General features: G+C 67.2%; 25 protein-coding genes. 16 read left to right on the top strand and 9 right to left on the bottom strand.

The features are described 5' to 3' along the window. Positions 1-41 precede the first annotated feature (41 nt). Both aceK and ACZK2R_RS21375 read left to right on the top strand, forming a co-directional pair. A complete protein-coding gene (gene aceK, locus ACZK2R_RS21380) occupies positions 42-1,772 on the top strand; it encodes a bifunctional isocitrate dehydrogenase kinase/phosphatase (RefSeq protein WP_180838254.1) in 1,731 nt (576 codons plus the stop codon). 61 nt (positions 1,773-1,833) lie between these two features. Beyond that, positions 1,834-2,724, top strand: coding sequence for an energy transducer TonB (locus ACZK2R_RS21375; protein WP_032130286.1), 891 nt, complete (start codon positions 1,834-1,836; stop codon positions 2,722-2,724). A 34-nt stretch (positions 2,725-2,758) separates the two neighbouring features. Here ACZK2R_RS21375 and ACZK2R_RS21370 read toward each other — a convergent pair whose 3' ends face one another. The 3 genes from ACZK2R_RS21370 to trxA all read right to left on the bottom strand — a co-directional run bounded on the left by ACZK2R_RS21370 (position 2,759) and on the right by trxA (position 6,843). Further along, on the bottom strand, positions 2,759-4,333 hold the full coding sequence (locus tag ACZK2R_RS21370) for a sensor domain-containing diguanylate cyclase (RefSeq protein WP_125895641.1): 1,575 nt from the start codon (positions 4,331-4,333) through the stop codon (positions 2,759-2,761). A gap of 209 nt (positions 4,334-4,542) precedes the next feature. Continuing rightward, on the bottom strand, positions 4,543-6,285 hold the full coding sequence (gene rho, locus ACZK2R_RS21365; RefSeq protein ID WP_029379723.1) for a transcription termination factor Rho: 1,743 nt from the start codon (positions 6,283-6,285) through the stop codon (positions 4,543-4,545). Positions 6,286-6,513: 228 nt separating this feature from the next. Beyond that, positions 6,514-6,843, bottom strand: a complete 330-nt coding sequence (gene trxA, locus ACZK2R_RS21360; protein ID WP_005411275.1) for a thioredoxin — start codon at positions 6,841-6,843, stop codon at positions 6,514-6,516. A gap of 510 nt (positions 6,844-7,353) precedes the next feature. Here trxA and rhlB point away from each other — a divergent pair. The 8 genes from rhlB to ACZK2R_RS21320 all read left to right on the top strand — a co-directional run bounded on the left by rhlB (position 7,354) and on the right by ACZK2R_RS21320 (position 14,497). After that, positions 7,354-9,078, top strand: coding sequence for an ATP-dependent RNA helicase RhlB (gene rhlB / locus ACZK2R_RS21355; RefSeq protein WP_032129537.1), 1,725 nt, complete (start codon positions 7,354-7,356; stop codon positions 9,076-9,078). A gap of 178 nt (positions 9,079-9,256) precedes the next feature. Beyond that, on the top strand, positions 9,257-9,943 hold the full coding sequence (gene ftsE / locus ACZK2R_RS21350) for a cell division ATP-binding protein FtsE (protein ID WP_032129538.1): 687 nt from the start codon (positions 9,257-9,259) through the stop codon (positions 9,941-9,943). A gap of 3 nt (positions 9,944-9,946) precedes the next feature. Continuing rightward, complete coding sequence (gene ftsX / locus ACZK2R_RS21345) at positions 9,947-10,894, top strand: permease-like cell division protein FtsX (protein ID WP_180838255.1); 948 nt, start codon at positions 9,947-9,949, stop codon at positions 10,892-10,894. A 7-nt stretch (positions 10,895-10,901) separates the two neighbouring features. Beyond that, a complete protein-coding gene (locus ACZK2R_RS21340; RefSeq protein WP_032129540.1) occupies positions 10,902-11,744 on the top strand; it encodes a response regulator in 843 nt (280 codons plus the stop codon). Positions 11,745-11,753: 9 nt separating this feature from the next. Beyond that, positions 11,754-12,467 (top strand): uracil-DNA glycosylase, encoded by a 714-nt coding sequence (gene ung, locus ACZK2R_RS21335; protein WP_180838256.1) that lies wholly within the window; start codon positions 11,754-11,756, stop codon positions 12,465-12,467. Between the two features lie 278 nt (positions 12,468-12,745). After that, positions 12,746-13,621: an RNA polymerase sigma factor RpoH gene (gene rpoH / locus ACZK2R_RS21330; protein WP_180838257.1), complete on the top strand. Its 876-nt coding sequence runs from the start codon at positions 12,746-12,748 to the stop codon at positions 13,619-13,621. Positions 13,622-13,791: 170 nt separating this feature from the next. Beyond that, positions 13,792-14,181: a type II toxin-antitoxin system RelE/ParE family toxin gene (locus ACZK2R_RS21325; protein ID WP_219630983.1), complete on the top strand. Its 390-nt coding sequence runs from the start codon at positions 13,792-13,794 to the stop codon at positions 14,179-14,181. Next, a complete protein-coding gene (locus ACZK2R_RS21320) occupies positions 14,165-14,497 on the top strand; it encodes a helix-turn-helix domain-containing protein (RefSeq protein WP_019338970.1) in 333 nt (110 codons plus the stop codon). The genes ACZK2R_RS21325 and ACZK2R_RS21320 overlap by 17 nt, the downstream gene beginning before the upstream one ends. 113 nt (positions 14,498-14,610) lie before the next feature. Here ACZK2R_RS21320 and purD read toward each other — a convergent pair whose 3' ends face one another. From purD to purH, 3 genes are read right to left on the bottom strand one after another with little or no spacing between them, the layout of a single operon-like run. Next, on the bottom strand, positions 14,611-15,894 hold the full coding sequence (gene purD / locus ACZK2R_RS21315) for a phosphoribosylamine--glycine ligase (protein WP_180838258.1): 1,284 nt from the start codon (positions 15,892-15,894) through the stop codon (positions 14,611-14,613). Positions 15,895-15,952: 58 nt separating this feature from the next. Next, the gene (locus ACZK2R_RS21310) at positions 15,953-16,831 is read right to left on the bottom strand and encodes a hypothetical protein (RefSeq protein ID WP_180838259.1); all 879 of its coding nucleotides are present in this window, start codon (positions 16,829-16,831) and stop codon (positions 15,953-15,955) included. 16 nt (positions 16,832-16,847) lie between these two features. Next, positions 16,848-18,431 (bottom strand): bifunctional phosphoribosylaminoimidazolecarboxamide formyltransferase/IMP cyclohydrolase, encoded by a 1,584-nt coding sequence (gene purH, locus ACZK2R_RS21305; protein ID WP_180838260.1) that lies wholly within the window; start codon positions 18,429-18,431, stop codon positions 16,848-16,850. Between the two features lie 223 nt (positions 18,432-18,654). On the opposite strand from purH, the gene ACZK2R_RS21300 reads away from it, so the two are divergent. The 6 genes from ACZK2R_RS21300 to ACZK2R_RS21275 are packed head-to-tail and all read left to right on the top strand — an operon-like array spanning position 18,655 to position 24,461. Beyond that, positions 18,655-19,272, top strand: coding sequence for a CDP-alcohol phosphatidyltransferase family protein (locus ACZK2R_RS21300; RefSeq protein ID WP_121504253.1), 618 nt, complete (start codon positions 18,655-18,657; stop codon positions 19,270-19,272). A gap of 34 nt (positions 19,273-19,306) precedes the next feature. Then, positions 19,307-21,058, top strand: coding sequence for a bifunctional alpha/beta hydrolase/class I SAM-dependent methyltransferase (locus tag ACZK2R_RS21295; RefSeq protein ID WP_180838261.1), 1,752 nt, complete (start codon positions 19,307-19,309; stop codon positions 21,056-21,058). Beyond that, the gene (locus tag ACZK2R_RS21290) at positions 21,058-22,386 is read left to right on the top strand and encodes a phosphatase PAP2/dual specificity phosphatase family protein (protein ID WP_429000078.1); all 1,329 of its coding nucleotides are present in this window, start codon (positions 21,058-21,060) and stop codon (positions 22,384-22,386) included. Before ACZK2R_RS21295 ends, ACZK2R_RS21290 begins: the two co-directional genes overlap by 1 nt. Continuing rightward, complete coding sequence (locus tag ACZK2R_RS21285; protein WP_180838262.1) at positions 22,383-22,820, top strand: hypothetical protein; 438 nt, start codon at positions 22,383-22,385, stop codon at positions 22,818-22,820. Before ACZK2R_RS21290 ends, ACZK2R_RS21285 begins: the two co-directional genes overlap by 4 nt. Before the next feature lie 13 nt (positions 22,821-22,833). Further along, positions 22,834-23,463, top strand: a complete 630-nt coding sequence (locus ACZK2R_RS21280) for a lysophospholipid acyltransferase family protein (protein WP_032129554.1) — start codon at positions 22,834-22,836, stop codon at positions 23,461-23,463. Then, complete coding sequence (locus tag ACZK2R_RS21275; RefSeq protein ID WP_478487648.1) at positions 23,460-24,461, top strand: phosphatidate cytidylyltransferase; 1,002 nt, start codon at positions 23,460-23,462, stop codon at positions 24,459-24,461. The genes ACZK2R_RS21280 and ACZK2R_RS21275 overlap by 4 nt, the downstream gene beginning before the upstream one ends. Positions 24,462-24,646: 185 nt before the next feature. Here the strand turns inward: ACZK2R_RS21275 and fis are convergent, their stop codons facing one another. From fis to prmA, 3 genes are all read right to left on the bottom strand, one after another. Continuing rightward, complete coding sequence (gene fis, locus ACZK2R_RS21270) at positions 24,647-24,922, bottom strand: DNA-binding transcriptional regulator Fis (protein WP_005419706.1); 276 nt, start codon at positions 24,920-24,922, stop codon at positions 24,647-24,649. Between the two features lie 114 nt (positions 24,923-25,036). Continuing rightward, on the bottom strand, positions 25,037-25,822 hold the full coding sequence (locus ACZK2R_RS21265; protein ID WP_121504257.1) for a DUF3426 domain-containing protein: 786 nt from the start codon (positions 25,820-25,822) through the stop codon (positions 25,037-25,039). A gap of 42 nt (positions 25,823-25,864) precedes the next feature. Next, complete coding sequence (gene prmA / locus ACZK2R_RS21260; protein WP_049463300.1) at positions 25,865-26,785, bottom strand: 50S ribosomal protein L11 methyltransferase; 921 nt, start codon at positions 26,783-26,785, stop codon at positions 25,865-25,867. Between the last annotated feature and the right edge of the window lie 160 nt (positions 26,786-26,945).

Raw genomic sequence — 26,945 nt, 5'->3', positions numbered from 1 at the left:
GCCAGCGTATGGTGAAGCCGGTCCTCCCGGATGAGCCCTGCATGTCCACGCCTGACATCGTTGCCGAGCTGGCGCCGCGTATCGCCGGTGCCATCCGCGATGGTTTCGAGCAGTACCATGCCCGCTTCGCGGCGATCACCGCGCGGGCGCGGCAGCGCTTCGAGCAGCGCGATTGGGCGGGTGCGCGACAGGATGCGGTCGAGCGCATCGCCCTGTACGACCTGTGCATCGCCGAGCAGATGGATGCGTTGCGCCGCCTCGCCGGTGACGCGATCGGCGAGCGTGCGCTGTGGCTGCAGGTGCACGCGCAGTACAGCGGGCTGCTGCAGGGCCTGATCGACGCCGAGCTGTACAAGACCTTCTACAACACGCTGTCGCGGCGCCTGTTCGCTACCCGCGGCGTGGACCCGGCGCTGGAATTCATTGCTTTCGACGTCGAGCCCTCCGATGCAATCACCCATCCGGTCGCGCGGCATACCTACGCGGTCTCGCCGACGCGGCCGGTGGAGGCCCTGCAACGCGTACTGGCCGACTACCGTTTCGACATCCCCTATGCGCACCAGCTGCGCTGTGCGGCGGCCATCGCCGTGCGCCTGCAGGACGACCTCGCCCATTGGGGGGACACGCCGGTACGCAGCATCGAACTGCTCGACACGGTGTTCTACCGCGAGCGCCGCGCTTACCTGGTTGGCCGCGTGTTCGGCGAGCATCGCTTTTCGCCATGCGTGATTGCCCTGGTCAACGATGCGCGCGGCCTGCGTGCCGATGCGGTGCTGACCCGGCGCCGTGATGTCGCCCATCTGTTTGGCGTGTCGCGCAGCTACTTCCAGGCTGACCTGGGCACCGTGGGCGACGCGGTGGTGTTCCTGCGCAGCCTGCTGCCGGGCAAGCCGATCGACGAGATCTACACGGTGCTGGGACGTGCCAAGCAGGGCAAGACCGAGCGCTACCGAACCTTCTTCCGACACTTCAACGAGCATCCGCAGGAACGGCTGGTGCATGCCGAAGGCACGCCGGGCATGGTCATGGCGGTGTTCACCCTGCCCAGTTATCCATTGGTGTTCAAGCTGATCCGTGACCGTTTCGCCTGGCCCAAGGCAATGTCGCGGCAGCAGGTGGAAGAGAAGTACGCGCTGGTGTTCAATCTCGATCGTGTCGGCCGCCTGCTTGATGCGCAGCCTTATCGCCACCTGCGTTTCCCGCGCGAGCGCTTCGCGCCGGCCCTGCTGGAAGAGCTGCTGCAGCAGTGCGCGCAGAGCGTACGTGTCGATGGCGACGAGGTCGAAGTCGCACTGTGCTATGTGCAACGTCGTTTCCGTCCTTTGAACCTGTACCTGCGCGAGCAGTCCGGCGAGGCGGTGCGCGCGGCGGTGCTCGACTACGCGCAGGCCATCACCGACATGGCGCGCAACAACATCTTCCCCGGCGACATGCTGCCGAAGAACTTCGGTGTGTCACGGCACGGCCGGGCCGTGTTCTATGACTATGACGAGCTGTGCCTGGTCAGCGACTGCGTGTTCCGCGCCTGGCCGCAGCCACGCACGCCAGAGGAAGCGATGGCCGACGAGCCGTGGTTCCATGTCGGCCCGCGCGACGTGTTTCCCGAGCGCTTCGGTCCGTTCATGGGCCTGCCTGCTCCGGAGCTGGCAGCCGTGCGCGAGCACTACCGGCACCTGTTCGACCCGGGCTGGTGGCAGGGCCTGCAGGAACGCTTCGCCCGGGGTGATTATCCGGACACGCCGCCCTACGCAGGCGCACACCGGCTGGCGTGAACCGGCTGTCATCGCGGCTGGGACTGGGATAGGCTCGCCGTTCATCACCAAGGATCCGGCAATGATGCGTTCCCCACTGTTTCTCGCCCTCGCGCTGGCCGTAGGTGCCGGCGCCCCCCTGCTTGCAGGCGATGCAACTGCGCAGACCGCACGTGCTGTACGTGCGACTGCGGAAATGAGCATGGTGCTGTCCGGTCATATCGAGGTCACGCCGGAGGGCGCGGTCCGTTCGCTGGTGCTGGACCAGAAAGCCATGGTGGCCCCGAGCATCGCCTCCTTCGTGGAAGGCACCATCGGTGGCTGGCGCTTCGAGCCCACGCTGCGCGATGGCCAGGCGGTGGCTACGCGGGCCCCTTTGCGCGTTCGCCTGCGCGGCAAGGCTGCGGCCGATGGCGGTTATGAAATCAGCATGACCAGTGTCGACTTCAGCGAGTACGATCCGAAGGCCACCGATTCGGTGACCCAGCTGCACATGACGCCGCCGCGCTACCCGGAAGCGGCCTACCGTAACGGTGGCCAGGGTGAGGTGCTGCTGTTGGTCAAGGTGGCCCGTGACGGAACGGTGGCCGATGTGGCCGCCGAGCAGGTGAACATGGCCGTGGTCGCACCTGAGCGGACCCTGGCGAAGATGCGCGACATCCTGGCCAGAGCCAGTGTCAGCACCGCCCGCACGTGGACCTTCAAGCCGCCGACCACCGGCGAGGACAGCACCCGGGACAGCTGGACGGTTCGCATCCCGGTGAACTTCGCCCTGAACAATGATCCCAATGCAGTGGCGGAACGCTATGGCCGCTGGCGCGCCTTCATTCCGGGGCCGCGGCAGACCGTCCCGTGGCGCGAGGCGGACCCGGTCGAGCAGGTCGGCAGCGATCTGCTGCCGGAAGGCGGCGTCTACATGGTGGACGGCGCCAAGCGCGGCCTGCGCCTGCTGACCCCGCTGGCGCAGGGCTGAGACCCGCTGCGGAGCCGGGCAGCCCGGCTCCGCGTCAGTCCGCGTACGGGTAGACCACCACCCGGTTGCGGCCCTGTTCCTTGGCCATGTACAGGGCCTTGTCGGCCAGCCGCAATGCCTGCTCGGCGTCGACGTGGAAGCTGGGGAAGTGGGCCACGCCCAGCGATACGGTGATGGTGCCGACCGGTTCGAACGGATGGTCGGCGATGTGCTGGCGCAGGCGTTCACCGGCCTGGCGGGCCGATTCAGTACTGATGCCCGGCAGCAGCAGCAGGAACTCCTCGCCGCCGGCGCGGCAGAGGATGTCGCTGTCGCGCGAGTAGCGGCGCATCTGGTCGGCGATGTGGACGATGGCGTTGTCGCCGACGTCATGCCCGTAACTGTCGTTGATCGACTTGAAGCGATCGATGTCCAGCGCCAGGATCGCGAACGGAATGCCCTGCACCTGCAGCGCATCCAGCGCCTGTTGCAGCCCGCGGCGGTTGAGCAGGCCGGTCAGCGGGTCGGTGCGGCTGGCACGGTTGAGCGTGCCGATACGATCCTGCAGCGCATTGAAGCTGTGCAGCACCGCCTGTTTGAGCTGGGCGACCTCGAAGTACCAGGCGCGGATGCCGCTGACGTGGTTGATCGCGTTGCCGGTGTCCTCGCCGCCCTGCACGTTGCGCGCCAGTTGCCACAGCGGCATCGAAATGCGGCGCGCGAACCACCAGGTGACCAGCAGCGACAGCAGGCCGAGTGGAATTGCATTCCAGATCACTGCGGTCATCAACCGCGACAGCGGCTGCAGGGTGGCCTCGGTCGGGCGCTGCGCGATGATGCCCCAGCCGGTGGCCGCCACCGGTGCATAGCCGGCCAGCATCGACACGCCGCGGTTGTTGCGTACCTGCTGTGCGCCCCGTTCTCCGCGCACCACGGCCTTCACCGCCGGGTTGCCGACCACGTAGTCACCCACCCGCTTGCTATCGGCGTGGTACAGCAGGCGGCCATTGCGGTCCACCACGTACAGGTAGGAACCGTCGCGGTAGTAGTGCTTGCCCAGCAGCGTGTGCAGTGCACTGCGCTGGCGCAGGTACAGGGTGCCGCTGACATAGCCGCGATAGCGGCCCTCGCGGTCGAAGATCGGGTGCGACAGCGACACCAGCAGCTTGCCGGTGGCCGATTGATAGGGATCGCTGATCATCGGCTGGCGCGCCGCCAGTGCCGCGTTGTTGCCGACACTGTGCAGCACCTCACCCTGCAGCTGCAGGGTCTGCGGCGAGGTGGCGATCACCAGGCCGTCGGCATCCACCACCAGCGAGGAGTTGAAGCTGCTGGACTGCAGCTGCAGGCGGCTGGCTTCATCCTGGGCCTGCTTCGGATCAAGGTCGTCCTCGCCCAGGCGGGTCGCGGCATAGGCCAGCTGCTGCTGCGCGGCCAGCAGGAAGTTCTGGGTGGTCTCGGCCAGCTTGGTGGCGTAGACGCGGTTGGCTTCCAGGGTATTGCCGACCAGCTGGTCGCGCTGCACCCGGTAGCTGGCCAGCAGGGTGTTGGCCAGCGCGATGATGGCGCTGAGCAGGGCCAGGGCGAGGATCAGCTTGCCCAGGTTGAGGCGGGGAGACAGCGTTCGCATGCGTCGACGGATCCGGCAGGAGGCTGGACCCGACCGGTTCTCCGGAAGGGGCGACAGCGGGAATCGGTGGCCGGGCCCACGGGGCCGGGCAGGGTATCGCGCGGATTATCGCCAAAAGCGGGCGCCAGCGAAGTGAAGTGCGTCGCCCTGCAGGCAAAAAAAAACCTGCCGCAGCGAGCGGCAGGTTTCTTCTGATGCAGCGCCAGGGATCAGCGCTTCATCGAACCGAAGAACTCGTCGTTGGACTTGGTGTTCTTCATCTTGTCCAGCAGGAACTCCATCGCGGCCATTTCATCCATCGGATGCAGCAGCTTGCGCAGGATCCAGATCTTCTGCAGCAGCTCCGGTTCGATCAGCAGGTCTTCGCGGCGGGTGCCGGAACGGTTGATGTCGATGGCCGGGAACACGCGCTTTTCAGCGATACGGCGGCTCAGGTGCACTTCGCTGTTGCCGGTGCCCTTGAACTCTTCGTAGATCACCTCGTCCATCTTCGAGCCGGTGTCGACCAGCGCGGTGGCGATGATGGTCAGGCTGCCGCCTTCTTCCACGTTGCGCGCGGCACCGAAGAAGCGCTTCGGGCGGTGCAGGGCGTTGGCGTCCACACCACCGGTCAGCACCTTGCCCGAGCTCGGCACCACGTTGTTGTAGGCGCGGGCCAGGCGGGTGATCGAGTCGAGCAGGATCACCACGTCCTTCTTGTGCTCGACCAGGCGCTTGGCGCGCTCGATGACCATTTCGGCCACCTGCACGTGGCGCGCGGCCGGCTCGTCGAAGGTCGAGCTGATGACCTCGCCGCGCACGGTGCGCTGCATCTCGGTCACTTCTTCCGGGCGCTCGTCGATCAGCAGCACGATCAGGTGCACGTCCGGATGGTTGGTGGTGATGGCGGTGGCGACCTGCTGCATCATCATGGTCTTGCCGGCCTTCGGCTGCGACACGATGAGCGAGCGCTGGCCCTTGCCCTGCGGGGCCATCAGGTCGAGGATGCGGCCGGTGATGTCTTCCGACGAACCGTTGCCGCGCTCCAGGGTGAAGCGGCGGCGCGGGAACAGTGCGGTCAGGTTCTCGAACAGCACCTTGTTCTTCGACGCTTCGATCGGCTCGCCGTTGATGGTGTCGACGATGTTCAGCGCGAAGTAGCGCTCGCCGTCCTTCGGGAAGCGGATGCGGCCGGAGATGTGGTCGCCGGTGCGCAGGTTGAAGCGGCGGATCTGGCTGGGCGAGATGTAGGTGTCGTCCGGGCCGGCCAGGTAGCTGGCTTCGGCCGCGCGCAGGAAGCCGAAGCCGTCCGGCAGGATTTCCAGCACGCCGTCGGCGGCGACGCCGTCACCGTGGCGGGTCAGCACCTTCAGCAGGGCGAAGATCACGTCCTGCTTGCGGGCACGGGCCACGCCTTCGGAGATCTGCAGCTGCTCGGCGATTTCCAGCAGCTTCTGTGCCGGCATGCGCTTGAGGTCGCTCAGCGAGTAGACCGGGAAACCCTCGGGTACGTTGGCGTGCGGGCGCGGCACGAACGGCTGCTGCTCGCCGCCGTCGTTGGGCAGGCCATCGTCGCGGAAGCGGTTGTTGCGGTCACGGTCGCGGCGGTTGCGGAAGCGGTCACGGCGGTTGCCCTGACCTTGCCCCTGGCCCTGCTGGCCGTTCTGGTTGTACGGGTTCTGGCCCTGGTTCTGGCCACCCCCCTGGTGGTTCTGCTGGCGCGGCTGGCCGGATTCGCGACCCTCACCGCCTTCGCCACCGCCACTGCTGGCGGGGGCCTCGGCGGCGGGCGCGCTCGGTGCAGGGGCAGCAGCCGGTGCCTCGGGCGCGGCGGCCAGCGGCAGGGTCGGCTGCGCCGGCGCGGCGCTGGTTTCGGCGGCTGCCGGAGCGGCGGCCTTGCTCACGCGGGGCTTGCGCACGCGCTTTTCGGCGGGCGCATCGGCGCTGCCGGTTTCGGAAGTGTTATCGGACAAGAGCGTTATTCCTCGCTTGAAGGTGCGAGCGCCCGGCTGGGGCGGCGAACGTTGGGAATGGGTCTGGAAGAAACTGCGTCCAGAGGGTGCGGCACGCGAACGCGGCCGGATATGCCGACACTATCATCGGCCTGCGGCGCCACGCAAGGGTCGCCGGGAACAGCATTCATCATGGGCGCGGGGCGCCCGCCGGCAGCCGCGGTCGGCGGCTGCCGGAGAACAGCAGGATCAGGCCAGGGCCTTGTCCAGCAGGCCGGCCAGCTGGGCCTTGCCCACCGCACCGATCTGCTCGCCGACCTTCTCGCCGTCCTTGAACACGACCAGGTACGGAATCGAACGCACGTGGTACTTGGCGGCCAGCGCACGGTTGTGGTCGACGTTGACCTTGGCGATCTTGGCGCGGCCTTGGTAGGCATCGGCCAGTTCGTCCAGCGCCGGGGCGATCATCTTGCACGGGCCACACCACTCGGCCCAGAAATCGACCAGCACCGGTTCCTTGGAATTCAGCACTGCGCTATCAAAGTCGGCGTCGCCGACATGTACAACCTTGTCGCTCATCTTGGTTTCTCGTCTTGGATTGCACCCGGCCATGCCGGAGGTGGGTGAACTGGGCCATGCCCGGTGGCGCGACCCTCGTCGTTGCCTCGCGGCGCACTGCCGCGGTGCGTTCGGCGGGATGCCTGGACGCTCACGGCCGGCAGTGTACCCCTATCGCAGGGCGGGGACAGGCGCCGGCTGGAACCCAGCGTATCGTGATCGCTTCGATGCCTGGTATGTGTCGGATTTCACTGTCTTCCTGTACATGGGGCTGGCAGCGGGCGATACCAGCGGCCCTGGCAGGGCCGTTCAAGTCCGGTGTGGCTGGGTGAAGGGTGCCGTCTCTTGACTTTATGAGACAGCTCATTCCGGTTTGCCGGCCCGAGTGCGTTAAACTGGGGCATTGTGCGGCGCGCGGACCGGGTGGTCCCAGCCTGCCAACCCGCCGCAGGGGCCGCAGTTTGCGACGGTGCCCCTAGACGATGAAGTGCCAGCCGCCCCACGGGCCGGCGGCCATACCAAGACGGACTCATGAGCGACAAACCGCTGACCGATTTGACCTTCTCCTCCTTCGAGCTGCATCCGGCCCTGCAGGCCGGCCTTGAAGGAGCCGGATTCACCCGCTGCACCCCGATCCAGGCGCTGACCCTGCCGGTCGCGCTGCCCGGTGGTGATGTTGCCGGCCAGGCCCAGACCGGCACCGGCAAGACCCTGGCCTTCCTGGTCGCTGTCGTGAACCGCCTGCTGACGCGTCCGGCCCTGGCCGACCGCAAGCCGGAGGATCCGCGCGCGCTGATCCTCGCCCCGACCCGCGAACTGGCCATCCAGATCCACAAGGATGCAGTGAAGTTCGGTTCCGACCTGGGCCTGCGTTTCGCCCTGGTCTACGGCGGCGTGGATTACGACAAGCAGCGCGAACTGCTGCAGCAGGGCGTGGACGTGATCATCGCCACCCCGGGCCGCCTGATCGACTACGTGAAGCAGCACAAGGTGGTCTCGCTGCACGCCTGCGAGATCTGCGTGCTGGACGAAGCCGACCGCATGTTCGACCTGGGCTTCATCAAGGACATCCGCTTCCTGCTGCGCCGCATGCCCGAGCGCACCACCCGCCAGACCCTGCTGTTCAGTGCCACCCTCAGCCACCGCGTGCTGGAGCTGGCCTACGAGCACATGAACGAACCGCAGAAGCTGGTGGTTGAAGCCGAGACCATCACCGCCGCGCGCGTGCGCCAGCGCATCTACTTCCCGGCGGACGACGAGAAGATCCCGCTGCTGCTGGGCCTGCTGTCGCGCAGCGAAGGCGCGCGCACCATGGTCTTCGTCAACACCAAGGTGTTCGTCGAACGCGTCGCCCGTTCGCTGGAAAAGGCCGGTTACCGCGTCGGCGTGCTGTCCGGCGACGTGCCGCAGAAGAAGCGTGAGAGCCTGCTCAACCGCTTCCAGAAGGGCCAGCTGGAAATCCTGGTGGCCACCGACGTGGCCGCGCGTGGCCTGCACATCGATGGCATCAAGTACGTCTACAACTACGACCTGCCGTTCGACGCCGAAGACTACGTGCACCGCATCGGCCGTACCGCGCGCCTGGGCGAAGAGGGCGATGCGATCAGCTTCGCCTGCGAACGCTATGCGATGGGCCTGCCGGACATCGAGGCCTACATCGAGCAGAAGATTCCGTCCGAGCCGGTCACCAAGGAACTGCTGACCCCGCTGCCGCGCCCGGAACGCCCGGCCCCGGCTGCGGGCGAGGAAGGCGAGGACAACGAAAGCGTCGGCCAGATCTTCCGCGAAGCGCGCGAAGCCCGCGCTGCCGAGGAAGAGCGCCGTGGCGGTGGCCGTAGTGGCGGCCGTTCCGGCAGTGGCGGTGGCCGCGGTGGCCGCGACGGTGAGCGCAGCGGCGAGCGCCGTTCGCGTGGCCCGCGCAAGCCGCGCGTGGAAGGCGAGCAGGGCGCTGCCGCCCCGGCCGCCGGTGCCGAAGGCGCTGCCGCACAGGCCCCGCGTCCGCCGCGCCCGCCGCGTGCTGAAGGCGCACCGGAAGGTGCGGTGGACGGTGAGCACAAGCCGCGCAAGCGCCGTCGTCGTCGCCACGGCCGTCCGGTCGAAGGTGCCGAGGGTGTGCAGAACGCCGCCGGCAATGGCGCCAGCCCGGTCACCCCGGTGCAGGTGGTGGCCAAGCCGGTGCGCACGGCTGCTGATACCGGCGATTCGTTCCTGACCCGCATCGGCCGCAAGATCCGCCGGATGCTGTCGGGCAGCTGATCGGCGCTGCCGATCAGCGGGTAGCACCCGACCGTTGGTCGGGTGACCTTGACCGGTGTGCCGACCAACGGTCGGCACCCACCCTGGCCGGCAACCCACACCGCTGCCGGCCAGCGGCCGGCACTACCGATCATATGACCGTCTCCACGACGTCGCGCCGGTCCTGCATAATCGGGGCATGAGTGTCCTGCGCTTCGACAATGTCAGCAAACAGTACGCCGGTGGCCACGAGGCGCTGACCGATGTCAGCTTCGAGGTCGCGCCGGGCGAGATGCTGTTCGTCACCGGCCATTCCGGTGCGGGCAAGAGCACCCTGCTCAAGTTGATCCACCTGGACGAGCGGCCCAGCCGCGGCGCGGTGGTGTTCGACGAGCGCAACCTGCTGAAGGTGCGCGGTGGCGACGTGCCCCGCCATCGACGCGCGGTCGGCGCGGTCTACCAGGACCACCGCCTGCTGATGGACCGCTCTATTGCCGAGAACGTGGCGCTGCCGCTGATCCTGCGCGGCACCCGCCGTAGCGACATCAACAAGCGCGTGCGCTCGGTGCTCGAGCGGATGGGCCTGGGCCATCGCGAGAAGGCGCTGCCCTCGCAGCTGTCGGCCGGTGAGCAGCAGCGCGTCGGCATCGCCCGCGCCATTGTCGGTGAGCCCAAGCTGCTGGTGGCCGATGAGCCGACCGGCAACCTCGACCCGACCCTGGCGGCGGAGATCATGGCCCTGTTCGCCGAGCTGCCCGCGCGCGGCACCAGCGTGCTGGTGGTCAGTCACGACCTGCCGCTGCTGCGCCGCATGCGCAAGCGCGTGCTGATCCTTGACCACGGCCGGCTGGTGGATGACATCTCGCCGCAGGACTTGGCGGAGTAATCGATGGCGAAGAACGAAAACAGCGAAGCCGCCGCCCCGTCGCGTGTGGGCGTCTGGTTCCAGCACCACGTGCACAGCGTGGTGTTCAGCCTCGGCCGCGCCTGCCGTAAGCCGTGGGCGACCCTGCTGACGGTGATGGTCATGGCGCTGGCGCTGGCCCTGCCGCTGGGCCTGTCGATCGCGCTGGACAACCTCAAGCAGTTCGCCGGCAGCGTGCAGCAGTCGCGCGACATCAACGTGTTCCTGAAGGGCAACGTCGATGGTCCCGGCGCGCTTCGCCTGGCCGGCCAGCTGCGCGATCGCGATGACGTGGCCGAAGTGAACGTGCGCACGCCCGAGCAGGGCCTGCAGGAACTGCGCGATGCCGGCCTCGGCGAGGCGATCGATGCACTCAACGACAACCCGCTGCCCTCGCTGCTGGTGATCACTCCGGGCCAGGGCAAGGACGACGCACGCCTGGCGCGCACGCTGGAAAGCCTGCCCGAGGCCGACCTGGTGCAGCACGATGCGCTGTGGCGCCAGCGCCTGGATGCCTGGCTGGCGTTCGGTGCGCGGCTGGTGCAGGTGCTGTCGGTGCTGCTCGGCGTGGGCGCCGCGCTGGTGGTCGGCAACACCGTGCGCCTGGACATCCAGGCCCGCCGCGAAGAGATCGGCGTGCTGCAGCTGCTCGGCGCCAGTGATGGCTTCATCCGCCGCCCGTTCCTGTACCTGGGCGCGTGGTATGGCCTGGGTGCCGGCGCGGTGGCGCTGGCCCTGATTGCTGCGGCCGGCGCTGCCCTGCGCGTGCCGCTGGCCGAACTCTCGCGCAGCTACGGCAGCCCGTTCGTGCTGCACGGCCTGGACCTGCTGCATGGCAGCCTGGTCCTGCTCGGCACACTGCTGCTGGGCTGGCTGGGCGCGTGGCTGGTGACCGGCCATTTCCTTCGCCAGACCCGCCCGACCGATACCTGAGACCGGCATGCAACCGCAAGCGCTGAAGCACCTTGAAGGGCCCGCGACGCGGGTGATGGTGGTCGATGGGTCAAAGCTGGTCCGCAAACTGATCGCCGACGTCCTGCAGCGCGACCTGCCGGGCGTGGAAGTGATCGGCTGCGACAGCATCGAGGATGCGCAGCTGGCGCTGGCGCAGGGCCCGGTGGATCTGGTGACGACCTCGCTGACCCTGCGTGATGGCGACGGCCTGGCACTGGCGCGGATGGTCCGCGAAGCCGCAGGCCAGGCCTATGTGCCGGTGATCGTGGTCTCCGGCGATGCCCAGCAGCACCTGGAGCAGCGCCGCTTCACCGAGTACGTCACCGACTATTTCGACAAGGCGCTGGGCCACGAGGCACTGGCGACCTTCATCCGCGGCTACGTGCAGCCGCAGACCATTCCCGGCGCCACCATCCTCTATATCGAGGACAGCCGCGTGGTCGCCGAGGCTACCAAGCGCATGCTGGAACGCCAGCAGTTGAACGTGCTACACGTGGTCAGCGCCGAAGAGGCGTTCACCCTGCTCACTGCCGAGTCGCTGGGCCGCAGTCGCCACCGCATCGACCTGGTACTGACCGACGTCACCCTGAAGGGCGAACTGAGCGGTCGCGACGTGGTGCAGCGCGTGCGCGTGGACTTCGGCTACGGCAAGCGTCGCCTGCCGGTGCTGGTGATGACCGGCGATGGCAACCCGCACAACCAGACCGGGCTGCTGCAGTCCGGTGCCAACGACCTGGTGCTCAAGCCGATCGAAGAGCGCCTGCTGGTCACCAAGGTGCTGTTCCAGCTGCGCCTGGCCCGGTTGAACGATGGACCCCTGATTCGATGAAGTGGCGTGATGATTGATGAAGTAGCCGGCACCCCGACGATCCAGCTCGAGCCGAGCTGGAAGCAGCATGTCGGCGATTACCTGATGCAGCCGCAGATGCGCGAGCTGTCCAGCTTCCTGCGCCAGCGCAAGGCCAGCGGTGCGGCGGTGTTCCCGCCCGGCCCGCAGATCTTCGCTGCGTTCGATGCCACGCCGTTCGAGCAGGTGAAGGTGGTGATCCTCGGCCAGGACCCGTACCACGGCCGCGGTCAGGCGCATGGGCTGAGCTTCTCGGTGGCGCCCGGAGTGGCGGTGCCGCCGTCGCTGCTGAACATCTACAAGGAGATCGAGAGCGATCTCGGTATCCCGCGTCCGGACCATGGCTGCCTGATCCCGTGGGCGCAGCGCGGTGTGCTGCTGCTCAATGCCGTGCTGACGGTGGAAGAGGGCCAGGCCGGTGCCCACCAGGGGCGTGGCTGGGAAGGTTTCACCGACCACGTGGTGGATGTGCTCAACCGCGAACGCGACGGCCTGGTGTTCATGCTCTGGGGCGCGTACGCGCAGAAGAAGGGCAAGGTCATCGACACCCGCCGCCACCGTGTGCTGAAGTCGCCGCACCCGTCGCCGCTGTCGGCCCACCGCGGCTTCCTGGGCTGCCAGCATTTCTCGATGGCCAACGAGTACCTGCAGCGCCGCGGCCAGGCCCCGATCGACTGGTCGCTGCCGCCGCGTTCGGCGCTCTGACCGCCGGCGGGTGACCGGGGCTGAACGCCGGGCAACGTTTCCGGGCCTGAATGGGCTTTGCGGACGGCCCGTTCAGCTCCGCTTGACCGGAATCGGCCGGTTTCCAGCAGGTAATTGATTGAATTCCAAGGGATTGTGAAGCCCGAAAAGCGTGCTCGCCACTGTCATCAAATCGCGCTACGGTAGGGTTCTGTTTGGGACCAGTGTTGCATCAATAGGATGCTGGAACTTTTTCCTCCTTTAGCAGTCCAAATGCCGGACTGCTAAGATGGGTGCCTATGAGCCAGAACACCTCTACTGCCCTTGTGGCAAACAATCTCCCGATTCCCAGTGCGCTCGGTTCGCTGGACGCCTACATCGGTGCCGTGCACCAGATTCCGGTGCTGTCGGTCGATGACGAACAGGACCTGGCCCGTCGCTTCCGCGACGGCAACGATCTGGACGCCGCCCGCGAGCTGGTGCATTCGCACCTGCGCTTCGTGGTGCACGTGGCCCGCGGCTACAACGGCTACGGCCTTGCGCTGGGCGACCTGATCCAGGAAGGCAACATCGGCCTGATGAAGGCGGTCAAGCGCTTCGACCCGGACATGGGCGTGCGCCTGGTCTCCTTTGCCGTGCACTGGATCCGTGCCGAGATGCACGAGTTCATCCTGAAGAACTGGCGCATCGTGAAGGTCGCCACCACCAAGGCGCAGCGCAAGCTGTTCTTCAACCTGCGCAAGTCGAAGACGCGCCTGGGCTGGATGAACGCGGCTGAGGTCAGCGCGGTGGCGAAGGACCTGAACGTGTCCGAGCGCGAGGTCATGGAAATGGAGTCGCGCCTGTCCGGTCGCGATATCGGTTTCGATGCGCCGGCCGACGAAGACAACGAACACGCGCCGCCGTCGCCGGCTGCGTACCTGGTTGCCAACGACGAAGACCCGTCGATGGCCTACGAACGTGCAGACAGCGAAGACAACCAGATGCAGCTGCTGCGCGAAGGCCTGGCCGAGCTGGATGCGCGCTCGCGCGACATCATCCGCCGCCGCTGGCTGGATGCGGACAGCAAGGTGACCCTGCAGGAACTGGCTGACGAATACGGCGTGTCGGCCGAGCGTATCCGCCAGGTTGAAGCGAACGCGCTGAAGAAGATGAAGGCGCTGTTCACCGCGTAAGCGGAAAGGCGTCGCAATTGTGAAAGGCTCGGCAGCAGTGCCGGGCCTTTTTCGTTTGTGGGGCTTAGCTACGCATGACTTGGCTCTATTCTGACGCCAGGACGGTGGTTGCGCCGACCTGATCATGTGCTGGATGCTGATGTTCACGCTGTACCACGCAGTGGCACGGTATGATCATGCCACGCGTCTTCCTCACACGAAGTTTCAATCGCAGCATGCGCAGGACCACCCTGTCCGACGCTGCGCTGTACCGGTCGGTACGTGAAATGGAAGCGGGTCTGGTGGATGCTGATCTTGGCGGCGGAATCTTCAAGAAGCGCGTTGCCTTGCCGTGGCGAGGAAAGCGTGGGAGCGTTCGAATCATCGTCGCCACACAGCGAGGCGGGCATTGGTTCTTACTTTTCGGCTACGAGAAGAATGAGCGTGCTGCGATCACGAATGCGGAACGCGATGCGCTGCAGTTGTACGCATCGGAGTTCCTGAAAATGAGTGCGGCGCAGTTGAATCGTGCCGTGGAGTACGGGGATCTACAGGAGATCGACCATGACGAAGACCCCTGAGCGACGGCGCGCGAAAAGTGCGCTTCTTGAAGCGGTGCATGATGCCGCTGTGAGTCTGCACGCGCATGGTTTCATCGATAAACGTCGATTGAGCAGCTACGAAGCGCTTTGCCTTGAGCCGGTGCCTGAGTACAGCAGTGCCCAGATACGTGCCCTGCGTACGTCATTGCAGCTCAGTCAGCCGGTCTTTGCGGGAGTTCTCAATACCAGCGTTTCCACCGTACGCAGCTGGGAGCAGGGCGAAAAGAAGCCCAGCGGACCGTCACTGAAGTTGCTTAACCTGATTGATCGGAAGGGACTCGAAGCAGTCCTGTAAAGCAAAGGCCCGGTTCTGACGGGCCTTTGCCTTTCCGTGGTGTTCAATCCACGCATGGCGTGGATCTACCCAGTGTCAGTAGAGCCACGCCATGCGTGGCTGCGGCGCGGCCGTCACTCTTCGCGTGCGATCGCGCGCCAGCCGATGTCGTTGCGGTGGAACTCGTTGGCCCAGGTCACCTTGGCCACGCCTGCATACGCATTCGCCTGCGCGTCGCGCACGCTGTCGCCCAGTGCCGCCACGCACAGCACGCGGCCGCCGGCGCTGACGACCTGGCCCTGCGCATCCAATGCCGTACCGGCATGGAACACCTTGGCACTGGCCGGCACATCATCCAGGCCGGAAATCACGTCACCGGTGATCGGTGCTTCCGGGTAGGGCTTCGCGGCCAGCACCACGCCCAGCGACGGGCGCGGATCCCAGTGTGCTTCCACCTGATCCAGCCGGCCATCGATGGCGGCTTCCACCAGCTCCACCAGATCCGACTGCAGGCGCAGCATCACCGGCTGGGTTTCCGGATCGCCGAAGCGCACGTTGAATTCGATCACCTTCGGCGCGCCGCTGGCATCGATCATCAGGCCGGCGTAGAGGAAGCCGGTGAACGGGATGCCGTCGGCGATCATGCCCTGCACGGTGGGGTTCACCACCTCGCGCATCACCCGTGCATGCACCTCCGGCGTCACCACCGGGGCCGGCGAATAGGCGCCCATGCCGCCGGTGTTCGGGCCGGTATCGCCGTCGCCGACGCGCTTGTGGTCCTGCGAGGTGGCCATCGGCAGCGCATGCACGCCGTCCACCATCGAAATGAAGCTGGCTTCCTCGCCGTCGAGGAATTCCTCGATCACCACGCGCGCACCGGCATCGCCGAACGCGTTGCCCGAGAGCATGTCACGTACCGCGTCCTCGGCTTCGGCCAGGGTCATCGCCACGATCACGCCCTTGCCGGCGGCCAGGCCATCGGCCTTGACCACGATCGGCGCGCCCTTCTCGCGGATGTAGGCCAGGGCGGCGTCCACGTCGGTGTGCACGGCGTAGAACGCGGTGGGGATGTTGTGGCGGGCCAGGAAGTCCTTGGCGTAGGCCTTGCTGCCTTCCAGCTGCGCAGCGGCGGCGGTCGGCCCGAAGATGCGCAGGCCGGCGGCGCGGAAGCGGTCTACCACGCCAGCCACCAGCGGTACTTCAGGGCCGACCACGGTCAGTGCCACGCCTTCGGCCCGGGCAAGCGCCAGCAGACCGTCGATGTCGGTGACTTTCACCGCCACGTTGCGGCACTTGTCTTCGCTGGCGGTGCCGGCGTTGCCGGGTGCCACGATCACTTCGGTGACACGGGAGGACTGGGCCAGCTTCCATGCCAGGGCGTGTTCGCGGCCGCCAGAGCCGATGACAAGTACGTTCATCACGAGATTCCAGATTGCGTGGGAAGGGAAGATCGATGTCCCCGGCGGCGCGCGCGGCTCACTCGCAGCCTTCGCGTCGCAGCGATTCGGGGAAGGAATAGGCCCAGGTCTTCGGGTCCAGGGTGAAGCGGTGTTGCTGCCGGACCTGCTTGCCACCGCAGGTGGTGCCGGTTTCGTCGATCAGCAGCGGCCAGACCCGCGCGCTGCGGTCGCTGTCGTCGAAACGCAGGGCGAAATCGATGCTGAAGCGGCGGGTGCGGCAGTCATTGGCGGTGTCCGGGTCGGTACTGGCGTCGACCGTGTCGCACTCGTACTGGGCGTCATTGTCGATATGGCTGCGCACGTTGCCACTGGCCACCAGGCCGTTCGGGCCCGGCAGGATCAGCGACTGCGAGAGCAGCGAGAAGCCCTGCCCGAACCAGCCGTCCTCGACGCGGAAACCATAGAAGTCACTGCCGGCGCGGATGATGCTGGCGGTGCCGGGCTGGCCGCCGCTACCGAAGCGCTCGCCGGTCAGTTCGCTGGTCACCTCGAAGCCATCGCCCTTGGGGCGCAGCACAAAGAACTCGATGGTTCCCGGGTCGATGTGCGCGCCATCGACCAGCGCACCGCACACGGCCAACAACTGCTGCCAGCTGTCCCCGCTCATCACCGGTTGTTCCGCGCAGACCTGCCAGTCCACCGCATGGGTATCGCCATCGTCGGTCCAGCTGCCGCGCCATTCAGCGGAGAGCGTGGCGTTGCTGCCGTAGCGCTGGACCAGGAACGCCTGCAGTCGTGCGGTGCGGCTGACATGCTGCGCCGGTGAGGCGGGGGCCATCGCAGGCGCATCTGCCTTCGGGCTCGCGCTGGGCTCGACAGCAGGCTTGCAGCCGGCCAGCATGGCCGCGCCCGCGAGGGCGAGGGCGGCCAGCGATCTCATTGAAACTGTGGACATCCGTGTCGCTCCAGGATCAGTGGCGGAAGTGGCGCACGCCGGTGAACACCATGGCCAGGCCATGTTCGTCGGCGGCGGCGATCACTTCGGCATCGCGCATCGAACCGCCCGGCTGGATGACCGCCTTGATGCCGGCGGCGGCAGCGGCATCGATGCCGTCGCGGAACGGGAAGAACGCGTCGGAGGCCATCACCGAGCCCTCGACCACCAGGTTCGCATCGGCGGCCTTGATGCCAGCGATGCGGGCCGAGTACACGCGGCTCATCTGGCCGGCGCCGACACCGATGGTGCGGTTGTCCTTGGCATAGACGATCGCGTTGGACTTCACGAACTTGGCCACCTTCCAGGCGAACAGCAGGTCGGTGAACTGCTTGTCGGTCGGCGCCAGCTTGCTGACCACCTTCAGTTCGTCGCGGGTCATGCCGCGGTTGTCCGAGGACTGCAGCAGCAGGCCCGAGCCGACGCGCTTGCTGTCGAAGTTGTTCAGGCCGTCGCCGTGCGGGATGCGCAGCACGCGCACGTTGGCCTTCTTCTGCGCGTATTCCAGCGCGGCCGGCTCGTAGTCCGGGGCGATCAGCACTTCGACGAACTGGCGGTCCAGAATCACCTTGGCGGTGGCGGCGTCCAGCGGTTTGTTGAAGGCAATGATGCCGCCGAAGGCGCTGGTCGGGTCGGTGGCGTAGGCCAGCTCGTAGGCATCGCCGTTGCCGGCACCGACGGCCACGCCGCACGGGTTGGCGTGCTTGACGATGACGCAGGCCGGCGCATCGAACTGGCGCACGCATTCCCACGCCGCGTCGGCATCGGCCAGGTTGTTGTAGCTCAGTTCCTTGCCCTGCAGCTGCTGGAAGGTGGCCAGCGTGCCCGGCACCGGATACAGGTCGCGGTAGAACGCGCCGCTCTGGTGCGGGTTCTCGCCGTAGCGCAGGTCCATCACCTTCACGAAGGTGGAGTTCATCTGTGCCGGGTACTCGGTACGCGCCGGCACCGCAGCGTCGGTGGCGGTGACCGCCGACAGGTAGTTGCTGATCGCGGCGTCGTACTGGGCGACGCGGTTGAACGCGGCCACCGAGAACGCGAAGCGGGTGGCAGCCGACAGCTGGCCGTTGTTGGCGTCCAGCGAAGCCAGCAGCTCGGCGTACTGCGACGGATCGGTAGCCACCGCCACGCGGGCGAAGTTCTTGGCCGCCGAGCGCAGCATGGCCGGGCCGCCGATGTCGATGTTCTCGACCGCGTCGGCCAGGGTGCAATCGGCCTTGGCGGTGACCGACTCGAACGGGTACAGGTTCAGCACCAGCAGGTCGATGGCACCGATGCCGTGCTCGGCCATCACCGCATCATCCAGGCCGGAACGGCCCAGCAGGCCGCCGTGCACCATCGGGTGCAGGGTCTTGACCCGGCCGTCCATCATTTCCGGGAAGCCGGTGACGTCGGCCACGTCCTTCACGGCCAGGCCGGCATCGCGGATCGCCTTGGCGGTGCCGCCGGTGGACAGCAGCTCCACGCCGCGTGCCGCCAGCGCAGTGGCCAGCTCGACCAGACCGGTCTTGTCGGAAACGGAGAGGAGGGCCCGGCGGACGGGCAACAGATCAGCAGTCATGGGACAGAATCGGCAGCGGAGCGGGGCCGATATTGTAGGCGGTGGGGGCCGGTGGCGGGCGCTGGAAGGGGCAATTTGCCATGGCAATCGACGTAAGGCCGGGTCGGGCACATCGATCCGGACCGGTCCGGGGGCTGGGCTGTGGACCGGAGCCGGGTTGTCGGAATCCGCCGACGATGGGGTAGGCTGTGCCCGCACTGCCAAGGATCAGCGGGTACGGATCATGTCGATCTATGCATTGAAAGGACGTTTCCAGGACCTGTTGCGTCCAGCCGTACGCGGTCTGTACCGCATGGGGATCACCGCCAATACGGTGACCGTGGCCGCCGCCGTGGTCTCGCTGATGGTGGCCGCCGCCGTGTGGTGCTGCGCGCCGTCCCAGCCCCTGCTGTACCTGCTGCTGCCGCTGTGGATGCTGCTGCGCATGGCACTCAACGCGGTGGACGGCATGCTGGCCCGCGAGTTCGGCCAGCAGTCGAGGCTGGGCGCCTATCTGAACGAGCTGTGCGATGTGATCGCCGACGCGGCGCTGTACCTGAGCCTGCTCAGCGTGCCGGGCGTGCGCCCGGAAGCGCTGTGGCTGCTGGCCTGGACGGCGGCCCTGAGCGAGTACACCGGGGTGCTGGGGCTGATGGTCGGTGCCAGCCGCCGCTATGACGGCCCGATGGGCAAGAGCGACCGCGCGTTCGTCATCGGCGTGCTGGGCCTGCTGCTGGCGTTCGGCTGGGGGGCTGCGATGACTGTCACTGGCGTGGCCGCGGCCATGGCGGTGCTGTGCGTGCTGACGATGATCAATCGCGTCCGTCGCGGACTGCGGGAAGCGGCGGTTTCGCCGAATTAATCAAGCAGATACAAAAAGACAATCAGGAGATTGCATGCGTCAGGCGCAGGAACGGGAATTCCACAGCTTCGACCAGGTACCGCTGTTCTACCGGTACTGGGCGAGCACCACCGCGACCCCAGCCACCAAGGCTGTCGTGCTGCTGCATCGCGGCCATGAACATTCTGGCCGGGTCACCCACCTGGTCGATGAGCTGGACCTGCCCGACACCGCCTTCTTCGCCTGGGATGCACGCGGTAATGGGCGTTCGCCCGGCGCACGAGGCGATGCCCCGGGCTTCCCGGCGCTGGTGCGTGATCTGGACAGCTTCATCGCCCACATCGGCGCCGAGCATGGCATCGCGGTGGAAGACATCGTGGTGATCGCACAGAGCGTGGGGGCGGTGGTCGCCGCCACCTGGGTGCACGACTACGCGCCGCGCCTGCGCGCGCTGGTGATGGCTTCGCCGGCGTTCAAGGTGAAGCTGTACGTGCCGTTCGCACGCCCGGGCCTGGCCTTGATGCAGAAGCTGCGCGGCAATTTCTTCGTCAACAGCTACGTCAAGCCGCAGTGGCTGACCCACGATCCGGCGCGGGTGGAAAGCTACCGCACCGATCCGCTGATCACCCGGCCGATCTCGGTGCGCGTGTTGCTGGGCCTGTACGAAGCGGCCGACCGCATCGTCGCCGATGCGCAGGCGATCAGCGTGCCGGTGCAGCTGCTGGTGTCCGGCTCGGATTTCGTGGTGCACCGTGGCCCGCAGGACCGCTTCTACGAGCGCCTGTCCAGCCCGATCAAGGAGCGCGTGCATCTGCCGGGCTTCTTCCACGACACGCTGGGCGAGCGCGATCGGGCGCCGGCGCTGGCGCGTATCCGCAGTTTCATCCAGGCACGTTTCGCCGAGCCGCTGCGCGAACTGTCGCGGCGCGATGCGCACCGCCATGGGCCGACTTTCGAAGAATCGGAGATCCTGGCCTGGCCACCGGAACGCAACAGCCTGGCCGACCTGCGCTGGCGCGTGGTACGTGGCGGCCTGCGCTTCGGCGGAACGTTGTCCGAAGGCATCGCGCTGGGCCTGCAGACCGGATTCGATTCGGGCAGCACGCTCGACTACATCTATCGCGATGAGGCGCGCGGCAAGGGCCCGTTGGGGCGCATGATCGACCGCAACTATCTGGATGCGATCGGCTGGCGCGGCATCCGCGTGCGTGGCAAGCACCTGCAGGAGCTGCTGCGCGATGCCGCCCAGCGCCTGCGCGGGCAGGGCGCGCCGGTACGCGTGCTGGACGTGGCCGCTGGTCATGGCCGCTACGTGCTGGAAGCGTTGGGAACGGGCGAGCAGCGTGCGGACCGCATCGTGCTGCGCGATTTCAGCGATCTGAACGTGACCCAGGGCAAGGCGCTGATCGAGCGCCTCGGCGCGACCGACATTGCCCGCTTCGAACAGGGCGATGCGTTCGATCCCGCGCAGCTGGCGACCGTGGACCCCGCACCCACGCTGGCGGTGGTTTCGGGGCTGTATGAATTGTTCCCGGACAACGATGCGGTGCTGCGATCGCTGCAGGGGATTGCTGCAACGGTGCCGGTCGGTGGCTACCTGGCCTACACCGGCCAGCCGTGGCACCCGCAGCTGGAGTTCATCGCACGCGCACTGACCAGCCACCGTGGCGGCGCCGCGTGGGTGATGCGCCGCCGTACCCAGCAGGAAATGGACGAGCTGGTGCGCCTGGCCGGGTTCGAGAAGGTGGCGCAGCGTATCGACGAATTCGGCATCTTCACGGTGTCGCTGGCGCGCCGGACAGAGTGATGGCGACGCTCGCCGCATCCCCGCTGGCCGCAGAGGGGCGCCCCTGGCGGCGCGCCCTGTTGTGGCTGGCCCTGCTGGGCCCATTCTTCTTCGCCAGCTATGGCTTCGCCAACTGGATAGCCGGCCGCCATGCCGAACTGCCGGTGATGGCGTTCGGATGGGAAACGCAGATTCCGTTCGTACCGTGGACGATCGTGCCGTACTGGTCGATCGATCTGTTCTATGCGGTTTCCTTCTTCCTGTGCCGGCAACGGTTGGAGCTGGACCGGCATGCGTTGCGGTTGTTCAGTGCACAGTTGATCGCGGTGACCTGCTTCCTGCTGTGGCCACTGCGCTTCAGTTTCGAGCGGCCGGAGATCGGCGGTGTGTTCGGCTGGTTGTTTGATGTACTGCTGGGCTTCGACAAGCCGTTCAACCAGGCGCCATCACTGCACATCGTGTTGCTGATCGTGCTGTGGGTGAAATTCGCGCAGTACCTGCATGGGGTGTGGCGTTGGGTACTGCATGTGTGGGCGCTGCTGATCGGCGTCTCGGTGCTGACCACATTCCAGCATCATTTCATCGATATCCCGACCGGCCTGCTGGCCGGTTGGCTGTGCGTCTGGCTGTGGCCGGAGCAGGGCACGCCACCCTTGCGTGCCTGGCGCACCGCGCGTGACGCCAAACGTTGGCGCCTGGCAGCGCTGTACCTGCTGGGGGCCGCTGCATTGCTGGTGCCGGTGGTGCTTCTGCGTGGCGCGGCGTTGTGGCTGCTGTGGCCGGTGGTATCGCTGCTGCTGGTGGCGCTGGCCTATGCCGGGCTGGGTACGGCGGTGTTCCAGAAGCGCGCCGATGGACGTCTGGCAATGGCGGCACGCTGGCTGCTGGCGCCGTACCTGGGCGCAGCCTGGATCAATTCGCGGCTGTGGACGCGGCGTGCGCCGCAGCCGGTGCCGGTGATGGACGGTGTATGGCTGGGGCGTGTTCCCTGCGCTGCATTGCCGGCACCCTTGGTCGGCGTGGTCGATGCCTGTGCCGAACTGTCCTGTCGTGCACCGGGCGCGGCGTATGCCAGCGTGCCGATGCTGGACCTGGTGGTGCCCACGCCGCACCAGTTGCGCGAGGCGGCCGAGGCGATCGAGCGGCTGCGTGCGCATGGACCGTTGCTGGTGTGCTGCGCACTGGGCTATTCGCGCAGTGCTGCCAGTGTGGCGGCCTGGCTGTTGCGCAGTGGTCGTGCCACCGATACCGATGCCGCGGTGGCGATCGTGCGCACGGCACGTCCGGGCATCGTGCTGGGCGCGGCGCATCTGCATGCCATCACTGCTGCAGCGGGAGCACGCACGTGAGTAGGGTTCCCGATCTGGCGACCATGCAGCTGCTGCTGCGGCAGGGCCGTTGGCCGGCCGGCCTGTCGCTGGGCCTGCTGCTGGTGGCGCTGCTGCTGCTCGGCACCGAACCTGGCCTGGCGATGATTGCCGCCGGCGTGTTGCTGCTCAGTGTTGCCGCGGGCATCGCACAGATCTACCACGCGTGGCGGGTGGCGCTGGATGCCAGCCTGCTGCAGCTGCTGCGCGATGAAGGCCTGGAGGGTGACGCCGCCGCGCGCCGCACCGACCAGCTGCTGCACGCCAGTGGCCTGCGCCGCATGCAGCCCGACGCGCCGCTGCGCGGCTGGGATGCGCGCTGGGCCGGCATGCGCCGCCTGCTGCTGCGCCAGTACCTGCTGACAGCGGTGCAGTTCGCACTGCTGGTGCTGGCCGTGTTGTGGCCGCAGACGTGAACGGGAGGGACCGATGTTCGCTGAATTGATTGCGCGCGCCTGCAGTGGCGCGATCCATGTAGTGACCGGCGCCCGCGCGCTGTGGATCGGCTGTGCGCCGTCCAGCGAACGGCGCGTGTATTACGGCAACCACGCCAGCCATGGTGACTTCGTGCTGATCTGGTCGTCGATGCCACCGGCACTGCGGCGCCAGGTGCGCCCGGTGGCCGCGGCCGAATACTGGCAGCGCGATGGCCTGCGTCGCTACCTGATCGATGCGGTGTTCAACGGCGTGCTGGTCGAGCGCGAGGCCGGCCATCGCCAGCAGGATCCACTGCAGGCCCTGCGTGACGCGGTGGACGAAGACTGCTCGCTGATTCTGTTTCCGGAAGGTACCCGCAACGTGGGCGAAGAGCCGCTGCTGCCGTTCAAGAGCGGCATCTATCACCTGGCACGGCAACGCCCGGAGCTGGAATTCGTACCGGTGTGGATCGACAACCTGAAGCGGGTGATGCCCAAGGGCCGGTTCCTGCCGCTGCCGCTGCTGTGCACGGCCACCTTCGGTACGCCGCTGCGGCTGCAGGCCGACGAGGACAAGGCCGCCTTCCTGGCCCGCAGCCGGCAGGCGCTGCTGGACCTGGCGCCGAACGGGGGCAGGGCATGAGCTTCCTGATCGATGTGTCCGGCGACCTGGCCACGCAGAGTGTCGGCCAGCAGACCGGCCTGCTGTTTGCTGGCGTGGGTGCGGTGCTGGTGCTGGTGCTGGCCACGCTGGTGGCCGAGACATTGCGCTGGCGCCAGCGTGGGCAGCCCAGCGCGGTGATCGCCAACCTGGTCTCGCGCATCCGCGCGTGGTGGGTGATGGCGATCGTGGTCGGGCTGGCGCTGTTCTTCGGTCGTGCCGGGGTGATCGTGCTGTTCGCGATCATCTCGCTGTTCGCACTGCGCGAGTTCATCACCCTGGCGCCGACCCGCTCGGGCGACTACTACGCGCTGCTGGCCGCGTTCTACATCGTGCTGCCGTGGCAGTACTACCTGGTCTGGATCGACTGGTACGGCATGTACACGCTGTTGATTCCGGTCTATGCGTTCCTGTTCCTGCCGATCCTGTCGACCATTGGCGGTGATACCACGCACTACCTGGAGCGGACCGCGAAGGTGCAGTGGGGGTTGATGATCTGCGTGTTCTGCATCTCGCATGTGCCGCTGCTGCTGAACCTGCACGTGCCCGGCCATGACCCGTCGCGCAACGTGCTGCTGTTCGCCTTCCTGGTGATCGTGGTGCAGTCTTCGGACGTGCTGCAGTACATCTGGGGCAAGCTGCTGGGCAGGCATCTGATTGCGCCGAAGCTGTCGCCGTCGAAGACGGTGGAGGGCTTCGTGGGCGGTGTGCTGAGTGCCAGTGCGCTGGGTGCGGCGCTGTGGTGGATCACCCCGTTCACGCCGCTGCAGGCGTTCGGCCTGTCGCTGCTGATCAACCTGATGGGGTTCTGGGGCGGCCTGGTGATGTCGGCGATCAAGCGCGATCGTGGCATCAAGGACTGGGGCCACATGATCGAGGGCCATGGCGGCATGCTCGACCGACTGGACTCGGTATGCTTCGCCGCGCCGGTGTTCTTCCATGTGGTGCGGTACTACTGGAAGGCGGGCGGCGGCGGTTGATTCTGCCGGCTTCCATCCACGCATGGCGTGGATCTACTGGCGGGCGGGGGCGGTTTACTCTGCCGGGCTTTCATCCACGCATGGCGTGGATCTACCGGTAGTGCCGGCCGCTGGCCGGCAACTGCAACATCCTGCCATCGTTCATGGGGTTGCCGGCCAGCGGCCGGCACTACCCTCGTGCGCGCTTACGCGCTGATGCCGTATTCCTTCAGCTTCTTGCGCAGGGTGGCACGGTGGATGCCCAGCATCGCGGCGGCGCGGCTCTGGTTGCCTTCGCAGTGGTTGAGCACTTCCACGAACAGCGGAATCTCCATCTCGCGCAGCACGATCTCGTAGACATCGTCCGCATCGCAGCCATCAAGGTCACGCAGGTAGCGGCGCACGGACTGGGCGACGTGTTCACGCAGCGGTGGCCGGGGAGCGCCACGACTGTTGTCAGGACGAGAAAGGACAGCGTTCAAGGGGGTTCCCGATTCGGTTGGCCCGTGCGCGCGGAGCGCGCGGCCGGACGAGGTGGTGGCGGCCAGTCTAGCGCGAGCGTGCCCGGCCTGCCACGGCTGGTCGCCTCTCCCCGGTCAGAGGAAGTCGAAGGTGAATGCGACGGTGGACGCAGCGGGCTCCTGCAACCGGAAGGCGACGCGCGCGCTCTGGCCCGGTTCCAGCAGGGCTGCACCGGGGTTCTCGCCCAGGTACTGCGCGGGCGTGAACACGCCGCTGCCGATCACCCGGCCATCGGCATCGGACAATGACAACCGCAGGTCCGGCCACGCCTGTGCCCAGCGCGCATCGTTGCGGATGCTGGCCTGTACCTGCAGCACACCGGCCTGGCCCGGCAGGGGGCGGATCTCGCGGCTGGTCATGGTGAATGCAGCGGGTTCGTGCCAGGCAGGCAGGCTGCAGCGCAGCACGCCGCACAGCGTGCCCAGCCATGCGCGGTTGCCGGCGTCGGCGGCCAGCCGCGCGCGGTCGGCCAGCACGCTCTGCAGTACCAGCAGCAATGCCAGCCCGGCGACCAGCAGCCAGTGCCAGCGGGGTGCTGGCAGCGTGCGCGTGCGCGCGCTGCCGAGGAAGCTGGGGGCATCACTGGCGACCGCCGTTGCCTGCACCGCGACCGGCGCCGGTTCGATGGCCGCTGCTTCATCAACGATGACAACGTCATCGTCGTGTCGCATCTCTGTCGCCGGTGGGCGTGCCAGGTCGATGGGCTCGGCCTGCATCTGCTCCACGGGCGTTGCGTGCCCGGCTTCGTCCTGCATACGCGCATCGGTCGCACGCGCATCGGTCGCAGGCGCAGGCTCACCCTCCGGCGTCGTGCGCAGGAAGGTGGCCAGGGGACGGCGCGGTGGGTTCGGCTCGGACATGCTCAGGGCGCGGGCTCGGATCCAGCGGTCATTCAACCACGATCAGGCGCGGCGCACGCCGGTGATGCGCATCCAGTCGCCATCCTGGGTGGCCTGCAGATCGTCGAACCATGCTGCATAGCGCTGCAGCAGTTCGCCTTCCTGGCCATGCAGGATGCCGGACAGGGCGATGCGGCCACCGGCAGCAACGCGCGCAGCCAGCAGTTCGGCCAGCGCATCCAGCGCCGAGGCGAGGATGTTGGCGACCACGATCGGATAGGTCGCGACCGGTTCGTCCTGCGGCAGGTACACATGCATGCGGGCCTGCTCGCCGTTGCGCTCGGCATTGTCGGCGGTGGCGACCAGGGCCTGCGGATCGTTGTCCACGCCGATGGCTTCGGCGGCGCCCAGCTTCAGCGCGGCCAGTGCGAGGATGCCCGAGCCGCAACCGAAGTCGAGCACGCGCTGGCCCTGCAGCAGGCCATCGACCGCCAACTGGTCCAGCCAGCGCAGGCACAGTGCGGTGGTCGGGTGGGTGCCCGAACCGAACGCCAGGCCCGGGTCCAACCGCACCACGGCGGCATCGGCGGCCTGTGCGGCATCGGGCAGTTCATGGTTCCACGGCACGATCCAGGTGCGGCTGCCGAAGTCCATCGGCTGGAACTGGTCGAGCCAGGCACGTTCCCAGTCTTCATCCTCGACCGCGCGGAAGCTGCCGCTGCTCCAGTCCAGCTCCGGATCGAAGGATTCCAGTGCGGCCAGCAGCAACAGCGCGTTGCTGTCGGCGGGGAACAGTGCGCTCAGCACCAGCGTGTCCCACAGCGGGGTCTCGCCCACGCCCGGTTCGAGAATGGCCTGTTCGTTGCTGGTATCGGCCTCGGCATCGAGCAGGGTCACGGCCAGTGCACCAACGTCCTCCAGCGCATTTTCATAGCGGGGCTGGGTGGCTTCGGTGCAGCGCAGGGTCAGTTCCAGGAACGGCATGGTGGTGGGGGCAATCGCAGGAAAGGGGGCCATGCTAGACCATCGGGGCGTCTCCGTATTGCCTGAGATGCCGCTCCGAGATGAACGAAGCCCGTTCAGACAGGCCCGTCGGGCCTTGCTAAACTTCGTGCTTTCCTATGCGCCGCATCGCCTACCGCCG

The organism is Stenotrophomonas sp. 96582_Sma, assembly GCF_056480905.1.
Note: the sequence above shows the minus strand (reverse complement) of the source record. Positions and strands in the feature narration are given on the sequence as shown.

Bases quoted from the DNA above. Each gene is read 5' to 3' on its own strand.
- aceK (WP_180838254.1), top strand. From the start codon at position 42: ATGTCCACGCCTGACATCGTTGCCGAGCTGGCGCCGCGTATCGCCGGT.
- ACZK2R_RS21325 (WP_219630983.1), top strand. From the start codon at position 13,792: ATGATCATGCCACGCGTCTTCCTCACACGAAGTTTCAATCGCAGCATG.
- ACZK2R_RS21280 (WP_032129554.1), top strand. From the start codon at position 22,834: ATGTTCGCTGAATTGATTGCGCGCGCCTGCAGTGGCGCGATCCATGTA.
- purH (WP_180838260.1), bottom strand. From the start codon at position 18,431: ATGACTGCTGATCTGTTGCCCGTCCGCCGGGCCCTCCTCTCCGTTTCC.
- ACZK2R_RS21310 (WP_180838259.1), bottom strand. From the start codon at position 16,831: ATGTCCACAGTTTCAATGAGATCGCTGGCCGCCCTCGCCCTCGCGGGC.
- ftsE (WP_032129538.1), top strand. From the start codon at position 9,257: ATGAGTGTCCTGCGCTTCGACAATGTCAGCAAACAGTACGCCGGTGGC.
- ACZK2R_RS21300 (WP_121504253.1), top strand. From the start codon at position 18,655: ATGTCGATCTATGCATTGAAAGGACGTTTCCAGGACCTGTTGCGTCCA.
- ACZK2R_RS21295 (WP_180838261.1), top strand. From the start codon at position 19,307: ATGCGTCAGGCGCAGGAACGGGAATTCCACAGCTTCGACCAGGTACCG.
- purD (WP_180838258.1), bottom strand. From the start codon at position 15,894: ATGAACGTACTTGTCATCGGCTCTGGCGGCCGCGAACACGCCCTGGCA.
- ACZK2R_RS21320 (WP_019338970.1), top strand. From the start codon at position 14,165: ATGACGAAGACCCCTGAGCGACGGCGCGCGAAAAGTGCGCTTCTTGAA.
- rpoH (WP_180838257.1), top strand. From the start codon at position 12,746: ATGAGCCAGAACACCTCTACTGCCCTTGTGGCAAACAATCTCCCGATT.
- ftsX (WP_180838255.1), top strand. From the start codon at position 9,947: ATGGCGAAGAACGAAAACAGCGAAGCCGCCGCCCCGTCGCGTGTGGGC.
- ACZK2R_RS21265 (WP_121504257.1), bottom strand. From the start codon at position 25,822: ATGTCCGAGCCGAACCCACCGCGCCGTCCCCTGGCCACCTTCCTGCGC.
- trxA (WP_005411275.1), bottom strand. From the start codon at position 6,843: ATGAGCGACAAGGTTGTACATGTCGGCGACGCCGACTTTGATAGCGCA.
- ung (WP_180838256.1), top strand. From the start codon at position 11,754: ATGATTGATGAAGTAGCCGGCACCCCGACGATCCAGCTCGAGCCGAGC.
- ACZK2R_RS21290 (WP_429000078.1), top strand. From the start codon at position 21,058: ATGGCGACGCTCGCCGCATCCCCGCTGGCCGCAGAGGGGCGCCCCTGG.
- prmA (WP_049463300.1), bottom strand. From the start codon at position 26,785: ATGCCGTTCCTGGAACTGACCCTGCGCTGCACCGAAGCCACCCAGCCC.
- ACZK2R_RS21340 (WP_032129540.1), top strand. From the start codon at position 10,902: ATGCAACCGCAAGCGCTGAAGCACCTTGAAGGGCCCGCGACGCGGGTG.
- rhlB (WP_032129537.1), top strand. From the start codon at position 7,354: ATGAGCGACAAACCGCTGACCGATTTGACCTTCTCCTCCTTCGAGCTG.
- ACZK2R_RS21275 (WP_478487648.1), top strand. From the start codon at position 23,460: ATGAGCTTCCTGATCGATGTGTCCGGCGACCTGGCCACGCAGAGTGTC.
- ACZK2R_RS21375 (WP_032130286.1), top strand. From the start codon at position 1,834: ATGATGCGTTCCCCACTGTTTCTCGCCCTCGCGCTGGCCGTAGGTGCC.
- ACZK2R_RS21370 (WP_125895641.1), bottom strand. From the start codon at position 4,333: ATGCGAACGCTGTCTCCCCGCCTCAACCTGGGCAAGCTGATCCTCGCC.